We start from the raw sequence: 16,725 nt of genomic DNA, 5'->3' as shown, positions 1-16,725 counted from the left end.
TAGGAATTTTTCTGTTGCGCTGTAATGGAACGCGGATTACGCGGATGCAAACAACGCAGATAATCGCCGATTTTTTTTCCTTGTAGCGACGCACGGCCTTGCGTCGCTACAAGGAAAAAATAATATTCCAACATGATTTTCACAATCCATAATTCCCATTCATCTTCCTAATCCTTTTAATCAATTCATTTTTCAATCCATCAGGTTGTAAAACTTGAACATCTCCTCCATAGCTCAATAATTCACGAATCAATTCTTCAGAAACTAATGCAAACAATTCAAATATGGCTTGTTCTTCATTCTCTTTAACGATTTTCTGACTTTCATGAAACGGTTGAGAGTTGATATATTTGGATGCAATATTGGAAGCGATAAAAACTATTTTTTCTGGTCGTGCTTCTGATGAGGCGGTAATTCCAATGGAATGTCTAAAAAATAAATCGGGTTTAAAATCGGCCGGCTTCTCTCCCATTTGTTCGATGATTTCCAATTCAGAGATTCTATCTAAGGCATAAGTAATGACTTTCTGTTTTACTGAATCAAAGCAAATCAAATACCAGCGATTATTATATTCCTTAAGTAATAAAGGAGTTACTTTCCTTTGTTTTCGGACTTGTGTAACAAAACTTTCGTAAGTAAAATAAGCTATGTGTTGATTTTTAATTGCAGAAAGTAAGGGTTGTAAAAACTCATTTCCTAAAACCGCTTTAGATTTCTCAAATTGAATTAGCTGATCAATATCGATATCCGTATTGCGAGAATCTGAATCTACATTTACACGATCTATGATTTTATTTAAGGCAAAACCAAAATTTTGAAACATTTCTGTCTCCTTAAATTGAGAAAGTGTGCTTAAAGCAAATTGAATTGAAGCAATATCGTCCTCAGAAAGTGGTTTTTCATTGATTGTAAAATCTGGATTCTCGTAATAATATCCTTTGTAGATTTTAGAATATTTTATCGGCGCATCTAATTCTTGTCGCATCGCAAATAAATCCTTCTCTATCGTAGAATCAGATATGTGTTTACCATTGGTATCACCATACAATTCCATCTCACAAGCGTAACGCAAATCAAGCTTTGATGGATAGGGATTGTAAGAATTACCTAATGCTTTATCAATAATTCTATAACGGATTAAAGCATTTTTGATGTGCGGCATAAATGAATTTTTTATCGCTAAATGAAAATTGTTTTAGAATTGTTTTAGAATTTGAATTCTCTTTTCAATTGGAGGATGTGTTGAGAAAAGTCCTTTAACTCCTCCAAACAAACTCGCAGAAGTATCTTTTGGAGTGTTTTCAATGAACATTTGTTGAACATCAGCACTTTTAATTTTATCAACATGGTGATTTCCTGAGATCTTCTCCAAAGCACTTGCTAAACCTAAAGGATTTTTAGTCATTTCAGCAGCTCCTGAGTCTGCCATATATTCTCTTCTTCTGCTCAATGCCAGTTTGAAAAGAATAGATAAGAAATATGCCAAAGCAGCTAAAACGACAATTAAAATCATTATTGCAGCACCACCTTTTCCATCATCTTTACTTCGTCTTGAAGACATTCCACCATATAAAATGGATCTTAAAGCAACCTGCATAATGAAAGAGAAAATTCCAACGAAAATGATAGAAACGATTAACAATTTCACATCACTATTTCGAATGTGCATTAACTCGTGTGCGATAACACCTTCCAATTCTTTCTCATCCAGTTTTTCAATTATTCCGCTGGTCAATGTAACTGTAAAAGTTTTTTCATTGATTCCACTTGCAAAAGCGTTTAATGCTGAATCATCTATTATTCTTAATTGTGGCATTTTCATTCCCACACTCATGCACAAGTTTTCTGTAAGGTTATACACCTCCATATTTTCCTTACGTGATAAAGAATGAGATTTTGCAGCGTTATTAATCATGCTAGAATTCGCAAAATAAGCAATGACAAACCAAATTCCTACGGCCAATAAGACCATAGGAATTGCATTTAAAAATTGCTTTAGTACTAAATCTATAGTTGGAAAACCTTCTTCGGTATAATTTATAGCGAAAAAGAATATGAAAACCATGACCAAAACCAGTAAAGGAAAGGCCGCTAATAAAAGTATTGATTTTCTATTGTTTGAAGATATCTGCTCTTGCAGTCCTACATATTTCATAGTTTTACACGCCTATTTTTTAGAATTTTATCTCTGGAGCTTTGTCCATAACCACACGTTGTGCTTCTCCAACATCAAACATTGGTTCTTGTTTGAAACCGAACATTCCAGCGAAAACAACATTTGGGAATTTCTGAACTGAAACATTCAATTCTTTTGTAGAAGAGTTAAAGAATCTTCTCACAGCAGCTAATTTATTTTCAATATCAGACAATTCATTCTGCAATTGCATAAAGTTGGCACTTGCTTTTAAATCAGGATAAGCTTCCACTTGAATATTTAAACCGCTTAAAGCTGAATCTAATTGTTTCTCTGCTGCTATTTTCTCATTCACTGTCGATGCTCCAACCGCTGCTTGCCTTGCCGCCGTAACAGCTTGTAATGTTCCAGCTTCATGTTCCATATAACCTTTTACAGAGCTCACCAATTGCGGAACCAAATCATGACGTTGCTTTAATTGAACATCAATATCAGCAAATGCATTTTCTCTATTTTCTCTTAGTCTAACAAGGGCATTGTAGATAGCAATAACCCAAAACACTAGAATAACAACGGCAATTATACCAATCCAAAATCCACTCATTTTCTATTTATTTTAATTTAATATAAAGATACAATAATTTAGATTGGATGTAATAATGTTGGAAAATATTGTGAAATTGTAGCAAGATATTATTGTGGCTTTTTTTAAAGAATAATTACAATTATAGATACAAAAAACAATTCAATCCATTAATCAAAAACCTTATCTTTGCACATCAAAATAGACTATGGCTCCAACTTTACTTTCATCTCCTTTGCAAGGCTTCACAGATTTCAGGTTTCGCAATGCTTTTCATCATTATTTTGGTGGAATAGATACTTTTTATGCGCCTTACATTCGTTTACAAGGTAAGTTGGTCATCAAAAATTCTTATCAAATCGATTTAGATCCTGAGAATAATACCACTTTGGAAGTAATTCCCCAAGTGATGACGAATGATCCTGATGAGTTTTTATTTGTTGTGAAATACGTTCAAAGTCTTGGCTACAAAGAATTAAATTGGAATTTAGGTTGTCCTTATCCTATGGTGACTAAATCAGGAATGGGTTCGGGATTGATTTGTCAGCCAGCAAAAATTGACGATGTTTTACACAAAGCGCACAATGAATCAGATATTGTGGTTTCCATGAAAATGAGAATGGGCTATGATAATCCAGAAGAAATTTTAGCTACTTTTCCTATTTTAGATAAATATCCACTAAGAAATATAGCCATTCATGCCCGAATTGGAAAGCAACTCTATAAAGGTCCTGTGGATTTAGATGCTTTTGAAAAATGTTTGACCAGCACGAAGCATAAATTATACTATAATGGAGATATTACAAGTGTTTCTGCGTTTAAAGCGATTGAAAAACGTTTTCCAACAATTGACCATTTTATGATCGGAAGAGGACTTATTACTGATCCTTTTCTTCCGAATATGATTAAAAACAATACAGAAGAATATCCTAAAAACCGTTGGGAAATATTCTCTGAATTCCACGATACCATTTACCAGCAATACGATGAATACTTATCTGGCCCTACTCCTATTAAAATGAAAATGCAGGGATTTTGGCAGTATTTTGCTGAAACAACTTCTAATCCGCACAAGACCTATAAAGCAATAAAAAAAGCTGCAAATCCTCAAAAATATAGACAAGCTGTCAATGACATTTTGAGAACAGAGATGAATGTTGAATATTAGGCAGAAAAACACGCGATAAACTATCAAATGATAATATTGAACTATATTTGCCCTTTTGAATATAAAACACAATAAATAGAATGGCAAAAAGTAAAGAAAAACCATCACCAGAAGTAAAAGCACTTTCACTTTTTTTAATGGCTTTTAAAAAGAAAAGTCCAGCATATCAAGAGAAATCTAAACGCATCAATAACCTTTGGAACAAAGTAGTTTCTGATGATCTTAGCAAAGCTGCTTACCTTGAAGAGGTACAAAATATGTTAGCATCTTTTGGAGGTTATTCAGTAGTTATTGAAAAAACTGTTAGACATTTCATAGAAAAAACTGGAGAATGGAAATTAGAAGGTAATGACAAGTTTTGCGTTGACGCAAAGAAAGTTGCTGATAAAATTCTAGAGCAAAAGAAAAAAGCAGAGAAAGCGGAAAAAACAGAGGATAAAACAGAGGATAAAAAAGAAGACAATACAGATGATAAGCCAGTCACTTAAAGATAATCAAATTCATTTATCAATTGATAGCATGGATTTTTCTTACAGAATTCCAGTTAAAAAAATCGGTAACTCGATTGATTGGAAAATTGGAGAAAAAGGAACTGAAGGCATTGTAATGAAGCATGTTTCGGCATGGACGCTTAAATTATTTACAGCTAATGTAACTGATGAAAAGTTTGTAAAGCAATTCGAGAAAATTGTAAAAGCACACGCACCTGACAATACAATTGATTGGGAAGAAACTTTTGATGCAGTAAATGTTCAAAATGAATACAACAGCATGAAAAAGGAAAATGCTAAATCTGATCACAAGCTTACTGAAGATGAGATTATTTCAGCTTTAAGTACGAAGTATAAACTCGATCTTACATAGTCTTTTAAGAAAACTCCAAATACTGAGTTATGCTCACTTCGACTAGCTCTGTGCAGGTGTTTTTAAAGTTTTGTTATCAAAGGCTTAACAATGTCTAGTTTTATCACAGATATTACATAGGATTAAAAAAAATATACATTTAATAAAGACGGTTTCGCATAATATTGTGAAGCCGTTTTTTGGTTTTTAACCTCAAAAATCACAACTATTCTCTTTTTTATTTCAAAACTGTTGAAAATATCAATTAGAATAAGCTACTTTTATTTACAAAGAGATATCAATCTGATGAAATAAAATGAGTAGATCTTATATTGAAATGCATTTGGCCATTTTCTTAGCCGGCTTTAGTGGAATCTTCGGGAAACTCATTTCGCTCAATGAAACATTGTTGGTATTTTATCGCGTTCTATTTTCTTCGCTTATTTTGGTTTTTATTTTATTTCTAATCAAGAAGAAATCAATCCGAAATTTCTCATTTTCAAAAGCCAATTTCTTACTGCTTTCAAATGGCGCCTTATTGGGTTTACATTGGATTTTCTTTTTTGGAAGTATAAAAGCCTCAACTGTTTCCTTAGGAATATTATGTTTCTGTTTAACAAGTTTTTTTACCGCCCTTTTAGATCCTTTAATCAATAAAACGAGACTTTCTTTAAATAATCTGGCTTTGAGTTCACTGAGTTTATTGGGAATCTCCCTAATTTTCGGATTTGACAGCACCTATCGAGAAGGAATTATTCTTGGCGTTATTTCTTCAATTTTAGTCTCGCTTTTCACTATTTTTAATGAACGATTAGTCAAAAAACACGACACTTTTAAAGTCACTACGCTGCAAATGGTTGGTGGAACTTTAGGTTTAAGTATTATTATTTTGTTTTGGTCAATATTCCATGACTTTCAATTCAAAATTCCCCAAGGAACAAACTTAATATATCTTTTAATTTTGTCAGTGGTTTGTACTGTTCTGATGTATATTTTATTGAATCGATCTTTACGAACAATCAATTCTTTTACGGTAAATCTCAATTTTAACCTAGAACCTATTTATGGAATTGCACTTGCTTTTTTAATCTTTAATGAATCAGAAGATTTCAATATGGCATTTTGGGCAGGAGTATTTTTAATTCTGCTTTCAATATTTCTTCAATATGCTTTTTTAAGGCCCAGAAAAGTGAGAAAAGCCTAACGATAATTCAAAATCTCTACACTTTTACATATTTTAACGCAACATAAATGACTGTCCTATTGTTACCATGATGCAGAAAGATTAAATTTGGCCTTTCTAATTAAGAAATTTGACAGAAGACCCGGAAAAGACGAGTAAAGTAAGTAGTAAGAAAAAACGTCCTTGGTGGCAACGTATCTTACGAATTTTGGGCAGTATACTACTTGTCCTGCTAGTGCTTTTCACTATTCTGGTACTTGTCGTGCGCAGTCCTTGGGGACAAAATCTTATTGTTGGAAAACTTACCAATTTCGTTTCGGAAAAGACACAAACCAAAGTTGAGATAGAAAAACTCTTCATAACATTTGGTGGAGCTATCGATATACAAGGAATATTTCTCGAAGATAAAAAAGGAGATACACTTCTCTATTCCAAAAAACTACAAGTTGATATTCCAATTTGGCCAATTATAATGGGGAATCCAATCTCTATTGATGGTTTGGAATGGACTGGACTTCGTGCGAATGTAATTCGAAAAGATTCGATTCAAGGTTTTAATTATCAATTTCTGATTGACGCTTTTGCTTCTGATTCAACAGCAGCAGAACCTGAGGCGGATACCACAAGTAGCAAACCGCTGAAGATTTCAGTTGGTTCGATTGATTTTTCAGATTTCAAAGTAATTTACGATGATGCTGTGACAGGCATGAAAGCTGACCTTAATTTGGGTAAACTTCATCTTGAAGGAAAAAATATAGATCTCGAAAAGATGAAATTTCAAGTTGCTGAAATAGCTTTGGAAAATACCAAAGTGAGTTATATTCAAACCAAGCCAAGCGCTCCATCAGATACCACAGAATCTACACTTCCCTATTTAAGTCTCGACAATTTAAAATTGAAAAATGTAATTGCACATTATGAATCCGTTCCTGATGAACTAATTGCAGATATTGATTTGGATGAATTAGAGCTGCAAGTTCCTAAAGCTGATTTAGCAAATCAAGACATTAAAGTTGGAAATTTGATCTTAAACAATTCAAGTATCAAGTTAAAAATGGGCGCTCCAAAAGTGAAAGATTCCACTGAAGCTCCTACTCCACCTAAAAGTGGTGAACCATTTGTTTGGCCCGACTGGAATGTGGAAGTTGAAACCATTGCCCTTCAAAACAATAATTTACACTATCAAGTTGGTGATAAACCAAAGGAACTAAAAAGTTTAAATCCTGACTATATAGTATTGACAGATTTCAATTTTAAGGCAAATGACATTTTACTTTCTAAAAATAAATCTGCAAAATTAGAGCTTGAAAACTTGTCTTTCCATGAAAAAAGCGGAATCACTTTAAATAAATTGGCTTTCATTGCTGCCCTTGATCCTACAGCTTTTTCAATTGAAGATTTAATTGTCGCAACTGGAAATAGTTCTATTGATATTGACTTAAACGCAAAATTTGCTTCATTAGAGAAATTTATTGAAGCACCAGAAAATTCTGAATTATCACTCGATTTGAAACAATTTGTGATTGATTTAAACGACGCATTCGTATTTGCACCAGAATTAAAAGAAAACGAATACTTAAATAAATTAGCGAAGCATCAATTCGTTGGAGAAATTAAAGCAGATGGTAAACTGTCAGCACTAAATCTTTCTAAGTTCCAAGTGAATTGGGGACAAAACACAGAAATTAAAACAAATGGTCAGTTTAAAAACCTTACAGACGTAGACAATTTATATGCTGATGTAAAAAATCTCACATTCTATTCCATACGTTCAGACATAACAAGCATTATTTCTGAGGAGGATTTAGGAATTTCTATTCCAAAAACTGTACTTCTTCAAAGTAACTTAAGCGGTAAACTTGATGATTTAAAAGCTCAACTAGAATTATCAATTCCTGAGGGAAAAGTGAAAATTGATGGAAAATTCAAACAACAAAATGAAATTGCTTTCGATGCTGTCATAAACGTGATTGATCTAAATCTTGGAAAAATTCTTAAAAATCCAGAAATAGGAACAATTGCTTTTGAAATGAAGACGAATGGAAAAGGGAATACCGTAAATGACATGAATGCTAAATTGGCTTCTAACTTTTCAAAATTAGAATTTAGCGGTTATGATTTTTCCGAATTAGAATTGGATGGACAGCTTAAGAACGGAAAAGGTGACATTAATATTTGCTATAAAGATGAGTTCTTAGATTTAAAATTAGATTCAAAAATTGAATTAGATTCTGTAAAACCCAAAGTACAATTAGATTTAAAATTAGAAGGAGCAGATTTGTATGCGCTTGGTTTATCAGAGAAGAAAATTAGAGCGAAACTAATGATGATTGCCAGTTTTGAAGGAAATGCCGAAAACTTCAATTTTGAAACACATATAAGAGAAGGAGTTGCTGTATATGACGAGAATAACTACTATTTGGGACCTGTTGACATCACAGCTTGTGCAGCAAAAGACAGTACTTCGTTTGATATCAACAGTAATTTCTTAAATGGTAAATTACGCGCTAATGCAGGAATAGATCGAATTACAGAAGCTATTCAACATCAATTAGAAGGATATTTCGTTGATTCCATTGATCATGAGCATGACTTTGAAGACTATGTAAACCTAGAGTTGAATATGAAGCTTTCGCAATCTAAATTAATAACTAAATTTTTAGTTCCGGACATTAATGCGATGGATACGCTTCAATTGAATGTCAAATTTGATCAGAAGGAAAAACAGTTAAATGCGTATTTGGATCTGCCCTACTTCAATTATGCAGACAATACAATTGATAGTTTGAAATTAAATTTTAAATCATCTGAAAAAGAAGCGAAATTCAAATTTGGATTTAATGAACTTGATGCTGGTCCATTGGTGATGAACCGAACTTATTTTGACGGAGATTTTAGTAACCAAAAGTTGAATCTTCATTTCCATGCTTTAAATGACAAACAAGAAGAGTCTTATGTCGTAAAAACTGAAATTTCAGGAAAAGCTTCTAATTTGAAAGTACATTTTGACAACGAAAAACTAATTTTTAATGGTGAAAATTGGTCCATTCCTGCAGACAATGAAATAAGATTAGAGGACAAAAATATCATTGCTCAAAATTTAGTCTTTAGTAAAGGAAATCAAAGTATAAAAATTGCAAATGACTTGGTGAAAACTCCCCAAAATAACATTGGAATAGGCTTTGAGAACTTTAAATTGGCCAATTTGTTAGCCATTTTCAACGAAGATAATCTTTTAGCTTCTGGCGATATGCAAGGAAACATTGTTGCCATTGACCCATTTAATAATTTTGGTTTAAATGTTGATTTTGGAATCACCGATCTAACGGCTTTACAAGCTCCTCTTGGAAAAATGACATTGAAAGCCAAGTCTGAAAGTGGCGATAACTACAACCTTGATCTCGCTATAAAAGGAGAAGATGTTGACATCGAGGTTAAAGGTGACTATGCATTGCAAAACAAAGGTTCTGAATTAGATTTCATGGTGAATTTGAATAAGATTGGTATAAAAACCATCGCTATTATTTCAGGTGAAAGTTTAAATGAAGCATCAGGAAATATTTCAGGAGAAATTGCGCTAAAAGGAGATGTGAGTGCTCCGGAATACAAGGGAAGTATTCAGTTCAATGATGCTAATTTCAACGTTACTGCATTGAATTCTAAATTCCGATTGGCCAATGATAAAATCAATATTGACAACTCAGATATCACATTTAGTAAGTTTTCAATTGAAGATGAAAAAAACAACAAATTTACTTTAGACGGTTCTATTTCAACAGAAAATATGTCAAATCCAGATTTTGATTTGAGTATTAAAGCCAAGAATTTTCAACCTATAAATTCAACAAAAGAGGACAATGAAGAATTTTATGGCGTTTTTGACTTTGATATGAATGGAACAATCAAAGGGAACCTCAATTTCCCTGTTGTAGATATGGATATTTCCATCAATGAAAATACTGACTTTACCTACGTGCTGCAAGATGCACAAGCCAAATTGGAAAAAAGTGAAGGAATAGTCGAGTTTGTAAATAAAGAAAATCCAGACAATATTCTTACAAGGGATAGTGATTCAACTGCAGTTACCATTTTTGGAGGAATTGAATTGCATGCCAACTTAAAAATTGAAAAAGGTTCAGAGTTCAATGTGATTGTAGATCCAAAAACTGGTGATAATCTAAATATTTCAGGAGATGGAGATTTAGATTTCAATATTGCTAAAAATGGACGAACAACATTAAGTGGACGCTTTGAAATCAATAAAGGGCATTATAATTTGAGCCTTTATAATTTAGTGAAACGTGAATTTGAATTGGAACGTGGAAGCAGCATTACATGGAGTGGCGGTGATGTTATGGATGCCGAATTAAGTGTTACAGCAAAATATAAAATTGAAACTTCTGCCTCAGCATTAATGGCTTCTCAAACTGCTGGTGCAAGTGAAGAAGTCAAAAATAAATACCGCCAAAGATTACCGTTCTTAGTCTATTTGAATGTTAATGGTGAGCTTGATCAACCAAGGCTAAACTTCAATTTAGGAATGCCTGAAGATTCGCGAGGTGCAATTGATGGAACTGTTTATAGTCGAATTAAACAAGTCAATAATGAAGAAGACGCTTTAAACAAGCAAGTTTTCTCACTATTAGTATTAAAGAAATTTTATCCAAATTCAGGATCAGATGGAAGTGGCGGTGGAACAGCGAGAATGGTTAGAAAAAACATAAATCAAGCACTTTCAGATCAATTAAACTCTTATTCAGATAAATTGATGGGGAATTCTGGAGTTGAACTTAATTTTGGCTTAAACAGCTACACTGACTACCAGGGAGAAACTGCAGAAGAAAGAACAGACCTGAATGTGAGTGCTCAGAAAAAATTATTGGACGATCGTTTAATTGTTCAAGTAGGAAGCACTGTAAACGTTCAAGGAGATGCTCAACCTGGTGAAGAAAATTCCGTTGTTGGAAATGCGAGTATTCAATATCTTTTAACCAAAGATGGACGTTGGAGATTGAAAGGATTCAGAGATAGTGAATATGAAAATGTTATTGATGGGCAAGTCTTTGTAAATGGTATTTCGGTAATTTTCCAGCGTCAATTCAATCACTGGAATAATTTATTCGATGATAAACCAATTAAAGAAGAATCATCAGAAAAAAATAAAGACGAAAAATCAAAAGAGAAAAGTGATAAAGAATCTGAATCGGGTAAAAAAGAGGAAAATTAATGCAGCGCAATTTTACTAAATATCGAATTTTAACTGCTGTTTTGACTATGACAATGCTTTATGCATGTAGTGTTAAAAAGTATATTCCTGAAGGTGAAATGCTCTTTCGTGGAGGAAAAGTGACCGTTAAAGACAGTGTGGATAATAAAGATATTTCTGGTTTAGAAAATGAACTTCAAAGCCTACTCTACCCTGAACCAAACACTAAGTTTTTGGGTTTATATCCGGGGTTACATTATTATTATAAAGCACAACAAAAGGAAAAACCAAATTTTATTGTTCGTTTCTTAAACAAGAAAATTGGAGAAAAACCTTCCTATTTTTCTGATGTTAATATTGAAAAAACGGAAGAACTTCTAGACAACAGATTACAGAACAGTGGATTTTTCTATACTGAAGTTTCATCTACAATAAAAAAAGACAGCACTGCTAAAACTGCTGAAACCGATTATACTGTCGTAATTGGAGAAGCTTATCATTTAGAAAATTATACAATTGATGTTGATTCTCTCGAGAAAACTAAAACTTTCCCTGTTTATGTGGAATTGGAAAGATCACTTTCTGAAACAATTCTAACCAAAGGAAGTCGTTATGATTTAGGCGCTTTTAAAGCAGAACGTGATAGGATTGACCAATTTTTGAAAAATCGTGGCTACTATAACTTTAATTCTACTTTCATTATTTTTCATGCGGACACCAATTTGAATAAAAACAAGTCCTATAATTTGTACTTGAGATTGAAAGAAGGTGTTCCAAACAAATCTAAAGTTCCTTACGTAATCGATCAAGTGGAAGTTTTTCCAAATGTTACAAAAGACACTTCTGCCGTTGAACAAGACACCACTATCATTGGAGGTGTTGAATTTCTTCAAAACAAGGTGTTTTTTAAACCGAACAAATTACGTCCTTTTATTCTTTTGAAACCAGGTGAACGATTTGATCCTGAGAAGTCTAAATACACAAGTCAACGAATATCTTCCATCGGAACCTATAAATTTGTAAATATCAATTTTAGCGAAGTTGATTCTTTGGATGCGGATAGTCTAAATGTAAGACATTTGAATGCTACTATTTCGCTTTCACCGTTAAACAAAAGATCGCTTCGCGCAGAATTACAAGGTGTGACAAAATCCAATGGTTTCACAGGACCAGATTTAAGTTTGACGTATCTCAACCGAAATATTTTCAAAGGAGGTGAAAGTTTCTCTGCAAGAGGGAATTTTGGTTACGAAAAACAATTCGGAAGCAATACCAGTGGTTCAAGTAGTTTAGGCCTAGGATTGAATCTATCTTTGATTTATCCAAGGTTGATTTTCCCAGGAAACTTGGATGTATATTTCAAATACGCCATTCCAAAAACAAGAATTAGCTCTGGTTACGATTACCTAAGAAGAACTAAACTTTACACAATCAACTCTTATTCAGCTTCTTTTGGTTATATATGGAATGCAAACCGATGGGTAACGCATGAGATTGATCCAATAAAAATCAATTATGTGAAAATCGGAAAAAGAAGTGAGCAATTTGATTCTATTTTGGATGGAAACCCTTTCCTAAAACGAAGTTTCGAGCAACAATTTATCGCTGGATTAAATTATACTTTTATTTACAATGAATTGAATAATCCCAATAGAAAAGGTCGTCTTTACGCAAGATTTAATTTTGATATCGCTGGAAACACAGTTAGTCTGCTGGGGAAAATGAGAGAAGGAGATTCAACAGAAAGTATTCTTGGCTTGCCTTATGCGCAATATGTAAAAGGTGATTTGGACTTGAGTTACCATTACAGAATCACAAAATCTGGTCATAGTTTAGTAGGACGAATATTTAGTGGAATTGGAATTCCGTATGGAAACTCGAAAACTTTGCCATACGTAAAACAGTATTTTTCTGGAGGTTCATATAGTGTTAGAGCGTTTCAAATACGTGGACTTGGACCAGGTGTTTACAATCCAGAAACAGATGAAAACCTTTATTTTGATCGATCAGGAGATATTCGTTTAGAAGGAAACTTCGAATACCGTTTTCCTCTAATTTCTGTACTTAAAGGAGCTCTATTTTTCGACGCAGGAAACGTTTGGAATTTAACCGACAATCTTGAAGGTGGGAAATTCACCTCAGATTTCAATAAACAATTTGGTATAGGAACCGGATTTGGATTGCGTGTTGATGTCCAAGGTTTTGTAATTCGATTTGATTTAGCCGCACCGCTAAAACGTCCTGAAGCTGATTGGGAATTTGAATATGATAAGCCTGTGTTTAACTTTGCAATTGGTTATCCTTTTTAGGGGTGATTACTTAAGCTATAATTATCAATTTCGACTTTTTTCCTTATGAATTGATTTGAAGCCAGCAAGATTAATGTAACTAGAGACCTGAAAAGTAATTTTTTAAAGGAAACATCATCAGAAACTTCAAAAATCAATATAATCAACCTTAATAAGGTAAGAAATGACTATGTTAGCATCATAGTAGGAAAACTTATTTGCTAAATAAATTGTAATAGCATCTTATGAAAATAGTTTTTATTAAACGCATTATTCAATTTTAAAAACGTCACCAATATGGAAGAAATAAAATTTGGAAAAAATAAATTCCCTGTTGTTAAAGTCCATTTGCCCTTTGGTGAATCATTTGTCAGCATTTTAAGGTTAAATCGAGCATTGATGAACATGGAAGGTAATTATGTTTCTGAAGAAGCTCGTTTAATTGATGAAAAAATATTTTACTTTGTTGAAGAAAATCAATTAAAAATGTCGGAAACTAAACTTGTTGACTTAATTCTTTCTGAAATATGATACAATATCAGTTTTTCCCTCGTTAACATATACGGAATTTATGAAATGATATTTAGCCGATTTTTTAAGATTTTTAATTAAAGTACTCACGAATGTATTCATTCAATGAACTTTGTTTAATTCCGAGTACTGATTCCAGCGCTAGATAAAAATCTTCATCTGAGCTTCCCGAATTTAATAATTGCTTAACTTTTTCAGAACCACCTTGTTCATAAGCTATCTGAATAAAGAAGCCGCCTAGTACATATTTATATCCAGAAATGTAATCCATATTACCAAGATTTAATAGCGTATTCAGGTCAATTTCAGGATACATATTCAAGTAGTTTTTAAGTTTTTGTAAATGCCATTCAAGAGATTGTCCTCTACTTTGACCAAAATATGTTGCAAAACCTTCAATAAACCAAGAGTGGGCATTAGGGTATTTTGGATTTAGAAATAAGTGAATTAATTCATGGGGATAAAACTCATTGCAACCATGTGAATAGACAATGCCATTCTTTACATCTGCCTTTCCGGAAGGGACATCTAGGCCAATGTTTTCAAAATGGAAGTCATATCCACGAAGTTCAAAAAATGATGACTTGTCCTGTGAAAAGACAAACTGATAGTTGCTTAACTCAAAAGCGAAATCTTTTGCAACTTGTTTTAACAGTCTGGATTGCTTTCTCGCTAATCTTTTATTGAATTTATGATTTGTGGGATAAACGTATGTGATGAACCCAACTTTTTGGGAAGTCATGTTTAGATCTAGATTGATTGGATAAGGATTAAATAATTTTAATGCCCCGCTAGACTCTTCCTTTTTAGCATAAACATGAAATATAAACGGAGTTATTGAGATGCTGTCATTATAGTTAACTTGAAATTTCGAGGTAATCTTGTATAATGAATCATGTTGAGTAATACTCAAAACAGTGGTTCCATATTGAAGTGTTTTCACCTTGTCACCAATATTAAAGTAGTCTAAATCATGAAGTTGAAAATAGGTGCTGTCACTGTAGCGATTTACTTCACCTATATTCCAATATTTAGATCCAGATATATCATTTTCAGAGATTAAAAAATCAAGCCATAATTGAAGTGGTGCTTCTAAATCATACAAACTTATACTTTGCTTTAAACTTTGATCTACAAATATATTTTGACAAAAAGTAATTGGGGAAATGAACAAAGTAAAAGTAAGTATTAATCTTTGGAGTGGATAAATCATAATTGTTGGGTCTAATTTATTCTGAGTAACGTTTTCAATTATAGAAAGTTGCGTGCTTGTGTGCGAGGATGTTCTTGAGAAAACTTAATCGTAACAATCGTACAACTGTAAATAGTTTAATTAACAAGTTAGCATTTTTTTATACACGTTAAAGCAAAACGCCTATAATTCTCTTTATTCTAGAATAATTCATTACAAATTTAGAACAAACTAACTTTCGCTCTATTTTAAGGTCAAAAAATTTGAGATTATTATTTTTAGTAGCAGCTTAAATATAGGACTCATTATTTTCAAAACACTCCTTTTATATGTCCCACCTACTCCACCACTTCACCATTAAAATTAACAACCTTCACCTCCTCGCCTTCCCAAACTTTGTAAGTTCCATTTTCCAATGAAATTATACTGTCAGATTTAGGAATAATAATCTCTCCGCGCGCATTAAAAGCACTCGTTTTACCTTTAAAATCTAATAAATACAATAATTTAGATTCATCAGATTTGAGTGATTCATAAAAAAAGAAATGGTTATTTATTTCTTGAGGTAATTGATCAAAATGTAGACGTTTTACTTTTTTTAAATCAGAATTCATAACATCTATATACCCTATGAATGCTTCTGGATCCTCTATATTGTCATGTTTTTTATATTTGACACACCAAAAATATATTTCACGATTGAATAAAACTGGATATAAATCATGATAATTTGGGTTTATTCTTTTTTGATTTGACAAGTCGAATAATCCAAATCGCCGAGTATATCTAAACTTTACTGGATTACGCTTGACCCATTTTATGTATTTCTCGTCATATGTTCCTGCGTATTCAACAACTAAAGTGTAAGCGATAATTTGTTCAAAGATTTCGAAATTAGAAAATTTTTCTATGTGTCCCTTTTCTTTTAACTTCCATTTTTCGGGCATATAAAATGAATAATAATCTGAATTGAAAGGAATTATAGTCCATTCCAAATTTGAACTCTAAACCATTGGCTGACCAGTCATATTTTCAACAACTAGGTCAAAATTTGAATCATAAATTCCCCAATGCGTTGAATCATGATAATAGAAATGATTTTTAATAATCGCCATATTTCGGTGCAATGGAGACTTTTCAAGTGAATTTAGATTAACTCCGGTTTGACCATTTTCATCAATTAAAATAGCCAGGTTTCCATTCATTCCGCTTGCATATCCAGTTGAATCAATGATTGGCTCTCGATCTATAAAAGCACTTTTATATTTGGGTTGAATAACAATATTGCTGTCTGCATCAATCACACCTTGTTTACCATCTTCATTCATCATAATAAAAAATGGAGAATTAGGACAAACGCTTCTGGGCTGCCATGGCTGAGTGGAACTATTGAATGCCATTAATAATAAGGAAAAAAATGCGATGAATTTCATATAATAAATATAACCAATTCAATGAATTAAGTTACAATTCTGTAGTTCAATTGGGGTTTAATGAATTCGACTCCATGTACAGAAATCTCTTATTTCAAAATCCATATTTTTTCATTAAAATGATTGAAATATTTTTGTAAATTAGCGAAAGAAATGAATAATAG

13 protein-coding genes are annotated in these 16,725 nt (G+C 32.6%); 7 read left to right on the top strand and 6 right to left on the bottom strand.

Features of this window, described 5'->3' with window-relative positions; genetic code table 11:
* Nucleotides 1-139 precede the first annotated feature (139 nt).
* From ERX46_RS16795 to ERX46_RS16785, 3 genes are read right to left on the bottom strand one after another with little or no spacing between them, the layout of a single operon-like run.
* Nucleotides 140-1,162, bottom strand: coding sequence for a helix-turn-helix transcriptional regulator (locus tag ERX46_RS16795; RefSeq protein WP_130095028.1), 1,023 nt, complete (start codon nt 1,160-1,162; stop codon nt 140-142).
* A 33-nt stretch (nt 1,163-1,195) separates the two neighbouring features.
* Complete coding sequence (locus ERX46_RS16790) at nt 1,196-2,155, bottom strand: M48 family metallopeptidase (RefSeq protein ID WP_130095027.1); 960 nt, start codon at nt 2,153-2,155, stop codon at nt 1,196-1,198.
* 19 nt (nt 2,156-2,174) lie between these two features.
* Nucleotides 2,175-2,738, bottom strand: coding sequence for a LemA family protein (locus tag ERX46_RS16785; protein ID WP_130095026.1), 564 nt, complete (start codon nt 2,736-2,738; stop codon nt 2,175-2,177).
* Nucleotides 2,739-2,925: 187 nt separating this feature from the next.
* Here ERX46_RS16785 and ERX46_RS16780 point away from each other — a divergent pair, with 187 nt between their 5' ends.
* The 7 genes from ERX46_RS16780 to ERX46_RS16750 all read left to right on the top strand — a co-directional run bounded on the left by ERX46_RS16780 (nt 2,926) and on the right by ERX46_RS16750 (nt 13,936).
* On the top strand, nt 2,926-3,885 hold the full coding sequence (locus tag ERX46_RS16780; protein WP_130095025.1) for a tRNA dihydrouridine synthase: 960 nt from the start codon (nt 2,926-2,928) through the stop codon (nt 3,883-3,885).
* Nucleotides 3,886-3,965: 80 nt separating this feature from the next.
* On the top strand, nt 3,966-4,373 hold the full coding sequence (locus ERX46_RS16775) for a hypothetical protein (RefSeq protein ID WP_130095024.1): 408 nt from the start codon (nt 3,966-3,968) through the stop codon (nt 4,371-4,373).
* Nucleotides 4,354-4,749, top strand: a complete 396-nt coding sequence (locus ERX46_RS16770; protein ID WP_130095023.1) for a hypothetical protein — start codon at nt 4,354-4,356, stop codon at nt 4,747-4,749. Before ERX46_RS16775 ends, ERX46_RS16770 begins: the two co-directional genes overlap by 20 nt.
* Before the next feature lie 295 nt (nt 4,750-5,044).
* The gene (locus ERX46_RS16765) at nt 5,045-5,932 is read left to right on the top strand and encodes a DMT family transporter (protein ID WP_130095022.1); all 888 of its coding nucleotides are present in this window, start codon (nt 5,045-5,047) and stop codon (nt 5,930-5,932) included.
* Between the two features lie 109 nt (nt 5,933-6,041).
* A complete protein-coding gene (locus ERX46_RS16760) occupies nt 6,042-11,138 on the top strand; it encodes a translocation/assembly module TamB domain-containing protein (RefSeq protein ID WP_130095021.1) in 5,097 nt (1,698 codons plus the stop codon).
* Nucleotides 11,138-13,426 (top strand): translocation and assembly module lipoprotein TamL, encoded by a 2,289-nt coding sequence (gene tamL / locus ERX46_RS16755; RefSeq protein ID WP_130095020.1) that lies wholly within the window; start codon nt 11,138-11,140, stop codon nt 13,424-13,426. Before ERX46_RS16760 ends, tamL begins: the two co-directional genes overlap by 1 nt.
* Before the next feature lie 276 nt (nt 13,427-13,702).
* A complete protein-coding gene (locus ERX46_RS16750; protein ID WP_130095019.1) occupies nt 13,703-13,936 on the top strand; it encodes a hypothetical protein in 234 nt (77 codons plus the stop codon).
* A gap of 73 nt (nt 13,937-14,009) precedes the next feature.
* Here the strand turns inward: ERX46_RS16750 and ERX46_RS16745 are convergent, their stop codons facing one another.
* The 3 genes from ERX46_RS16745 to ERX46_RS16735 all read right to left on the bottom strand — a co-directional run bounded on the left by ERX46_RS16745 (nt 14,010) and on the right by ERX46_RS16735 (nt 16,561).
* Nucleotides 14,010-15,149, bottom strand: a complete 1,140-nt coding sequence (locus ERX46_RS16745) for a hypothetical protein (protein WP_130095018.1) — start codon at nt 15,147-15,149, stop codon at nt 14,010-14,012.
* A 317-nt stretch (nt 15,150-15,466) separates the two neighbouring features.
* Nucleotides 15,467-16,123: a hypothetical protein gene (locus ERX46_RS16740; RefSeq protein ID WP_130095017.1), complete on the bottom strand. Its 657-nt coding sequence runs from the start codon at nt 16,121-16,123 to the stop codon at nt 15,467-15,469.
* 9 nt (nt 16,124-16,132) lie between these two features.
* Nucleotides 16,133-16,561 carry a hypothetical protein gene (locus ERX46_RS16735; RefSeq protein ID WP_130095016.1) on the bottom strand — a complete coding sequence of 143 codons (429 nt, stop codon included), beginning with the start codon at nt 16,559-16,561 and terminating at the stop codon, nt 16,133-16,135.
* Nucleotides 16,562-16,725: the final 164 nt, after the last annotated feature.

It is taken from the genome of Brumimicrobium glaciale (genome assembly GCF_004152935.1).
GTDB classification, from domain to species: Bacteria; Bacteroidota; Bacteroidia; order Flavobacteriales_D; family Crocinitomicaceae; genus Brumimicrobium; species Brumimicrobium glaciale.
This window is presented reverse-complemented; position numbering and strand designations above follow the sequence as displayed.

Bases quoted from the DNA above. Each gene is read 5' to 3' on its own strand.
- ERX46_RS16795 (WP_130095028.1), bottom strand. From the start codon at position 1,162: ATGCCGCACATCAAAAATGCTTTAATCCGTTATAGAATTATTGATAAA.
- ERX46_RS16785 (WP_130095026.1), bottom strand. From the start codon at position 2,738: ATGAGTGGATTTTGGATTGGTATAATTGCCGTTGTTATTCTAGTGTTT.
- ERX46_RS16735 (WP_130095016.1), bottom strand. From the start codon at position 16,561: ATGAAATTCATCGCATTTTTTTCCTTATTATTAATGGCATTCAATAGT.
- ERX46_RS16790 (WP_130095027.1), bottom strand. From the start codon at position 2,155: ATGAAATATGTAGGACTGCAAGAGCAGATATCTTCAAACAATAGAAAA.
- ERX46_RS16745 (WP_130095018.1), bottom strand. From the start codon at position 15,149: ATGATTTATCCACTCCAAAGATTAATACTTACTTTTACTTTGTTCATT.
- ERX46_RS16770 (WP_130095023.1), top strand. From the start codon at position 4,354: ATGATAAGCCAGTCACTTAAAGATAATCAAATTCATTTATCAATTGAT.
- tamL (WP_130095020.1), top strand. From the start codon at position 11,138: ATGCAGCGCAATTTTACTAAATATCGAATTTTAACTGCTGTTTTGACT.
- ERX46_RS16780 (WP_130095025.1), top strand. From the start codon at position 2,926: ATGGCTCCAACTTTACTTTCATCTCCTTTGCAAGGCTTCACAGATTTC.
- ERX46_RS16775 (WP_130095024.1), top strand. From the start codon at position 3,966: ATGGCAAAAAGTAAAGAAAAACCATCACCAGAAGTAAAAGCACTTTCA.
- ERX46_RS16765 (WP_130095022.1), top strand. From the start codon at position 5,045: ATGAGTAGATCTTATATTGAAATGCATTTGGCCATTTTCTTAGCCGGC.
- ERX46_RS16750 (WP_130095019.1), top strand. From the start codon at position 13,703: ATGGAAGAAATAAAATTTGGAAAAAATAAATTCCCTGTTGTTAAAGTC.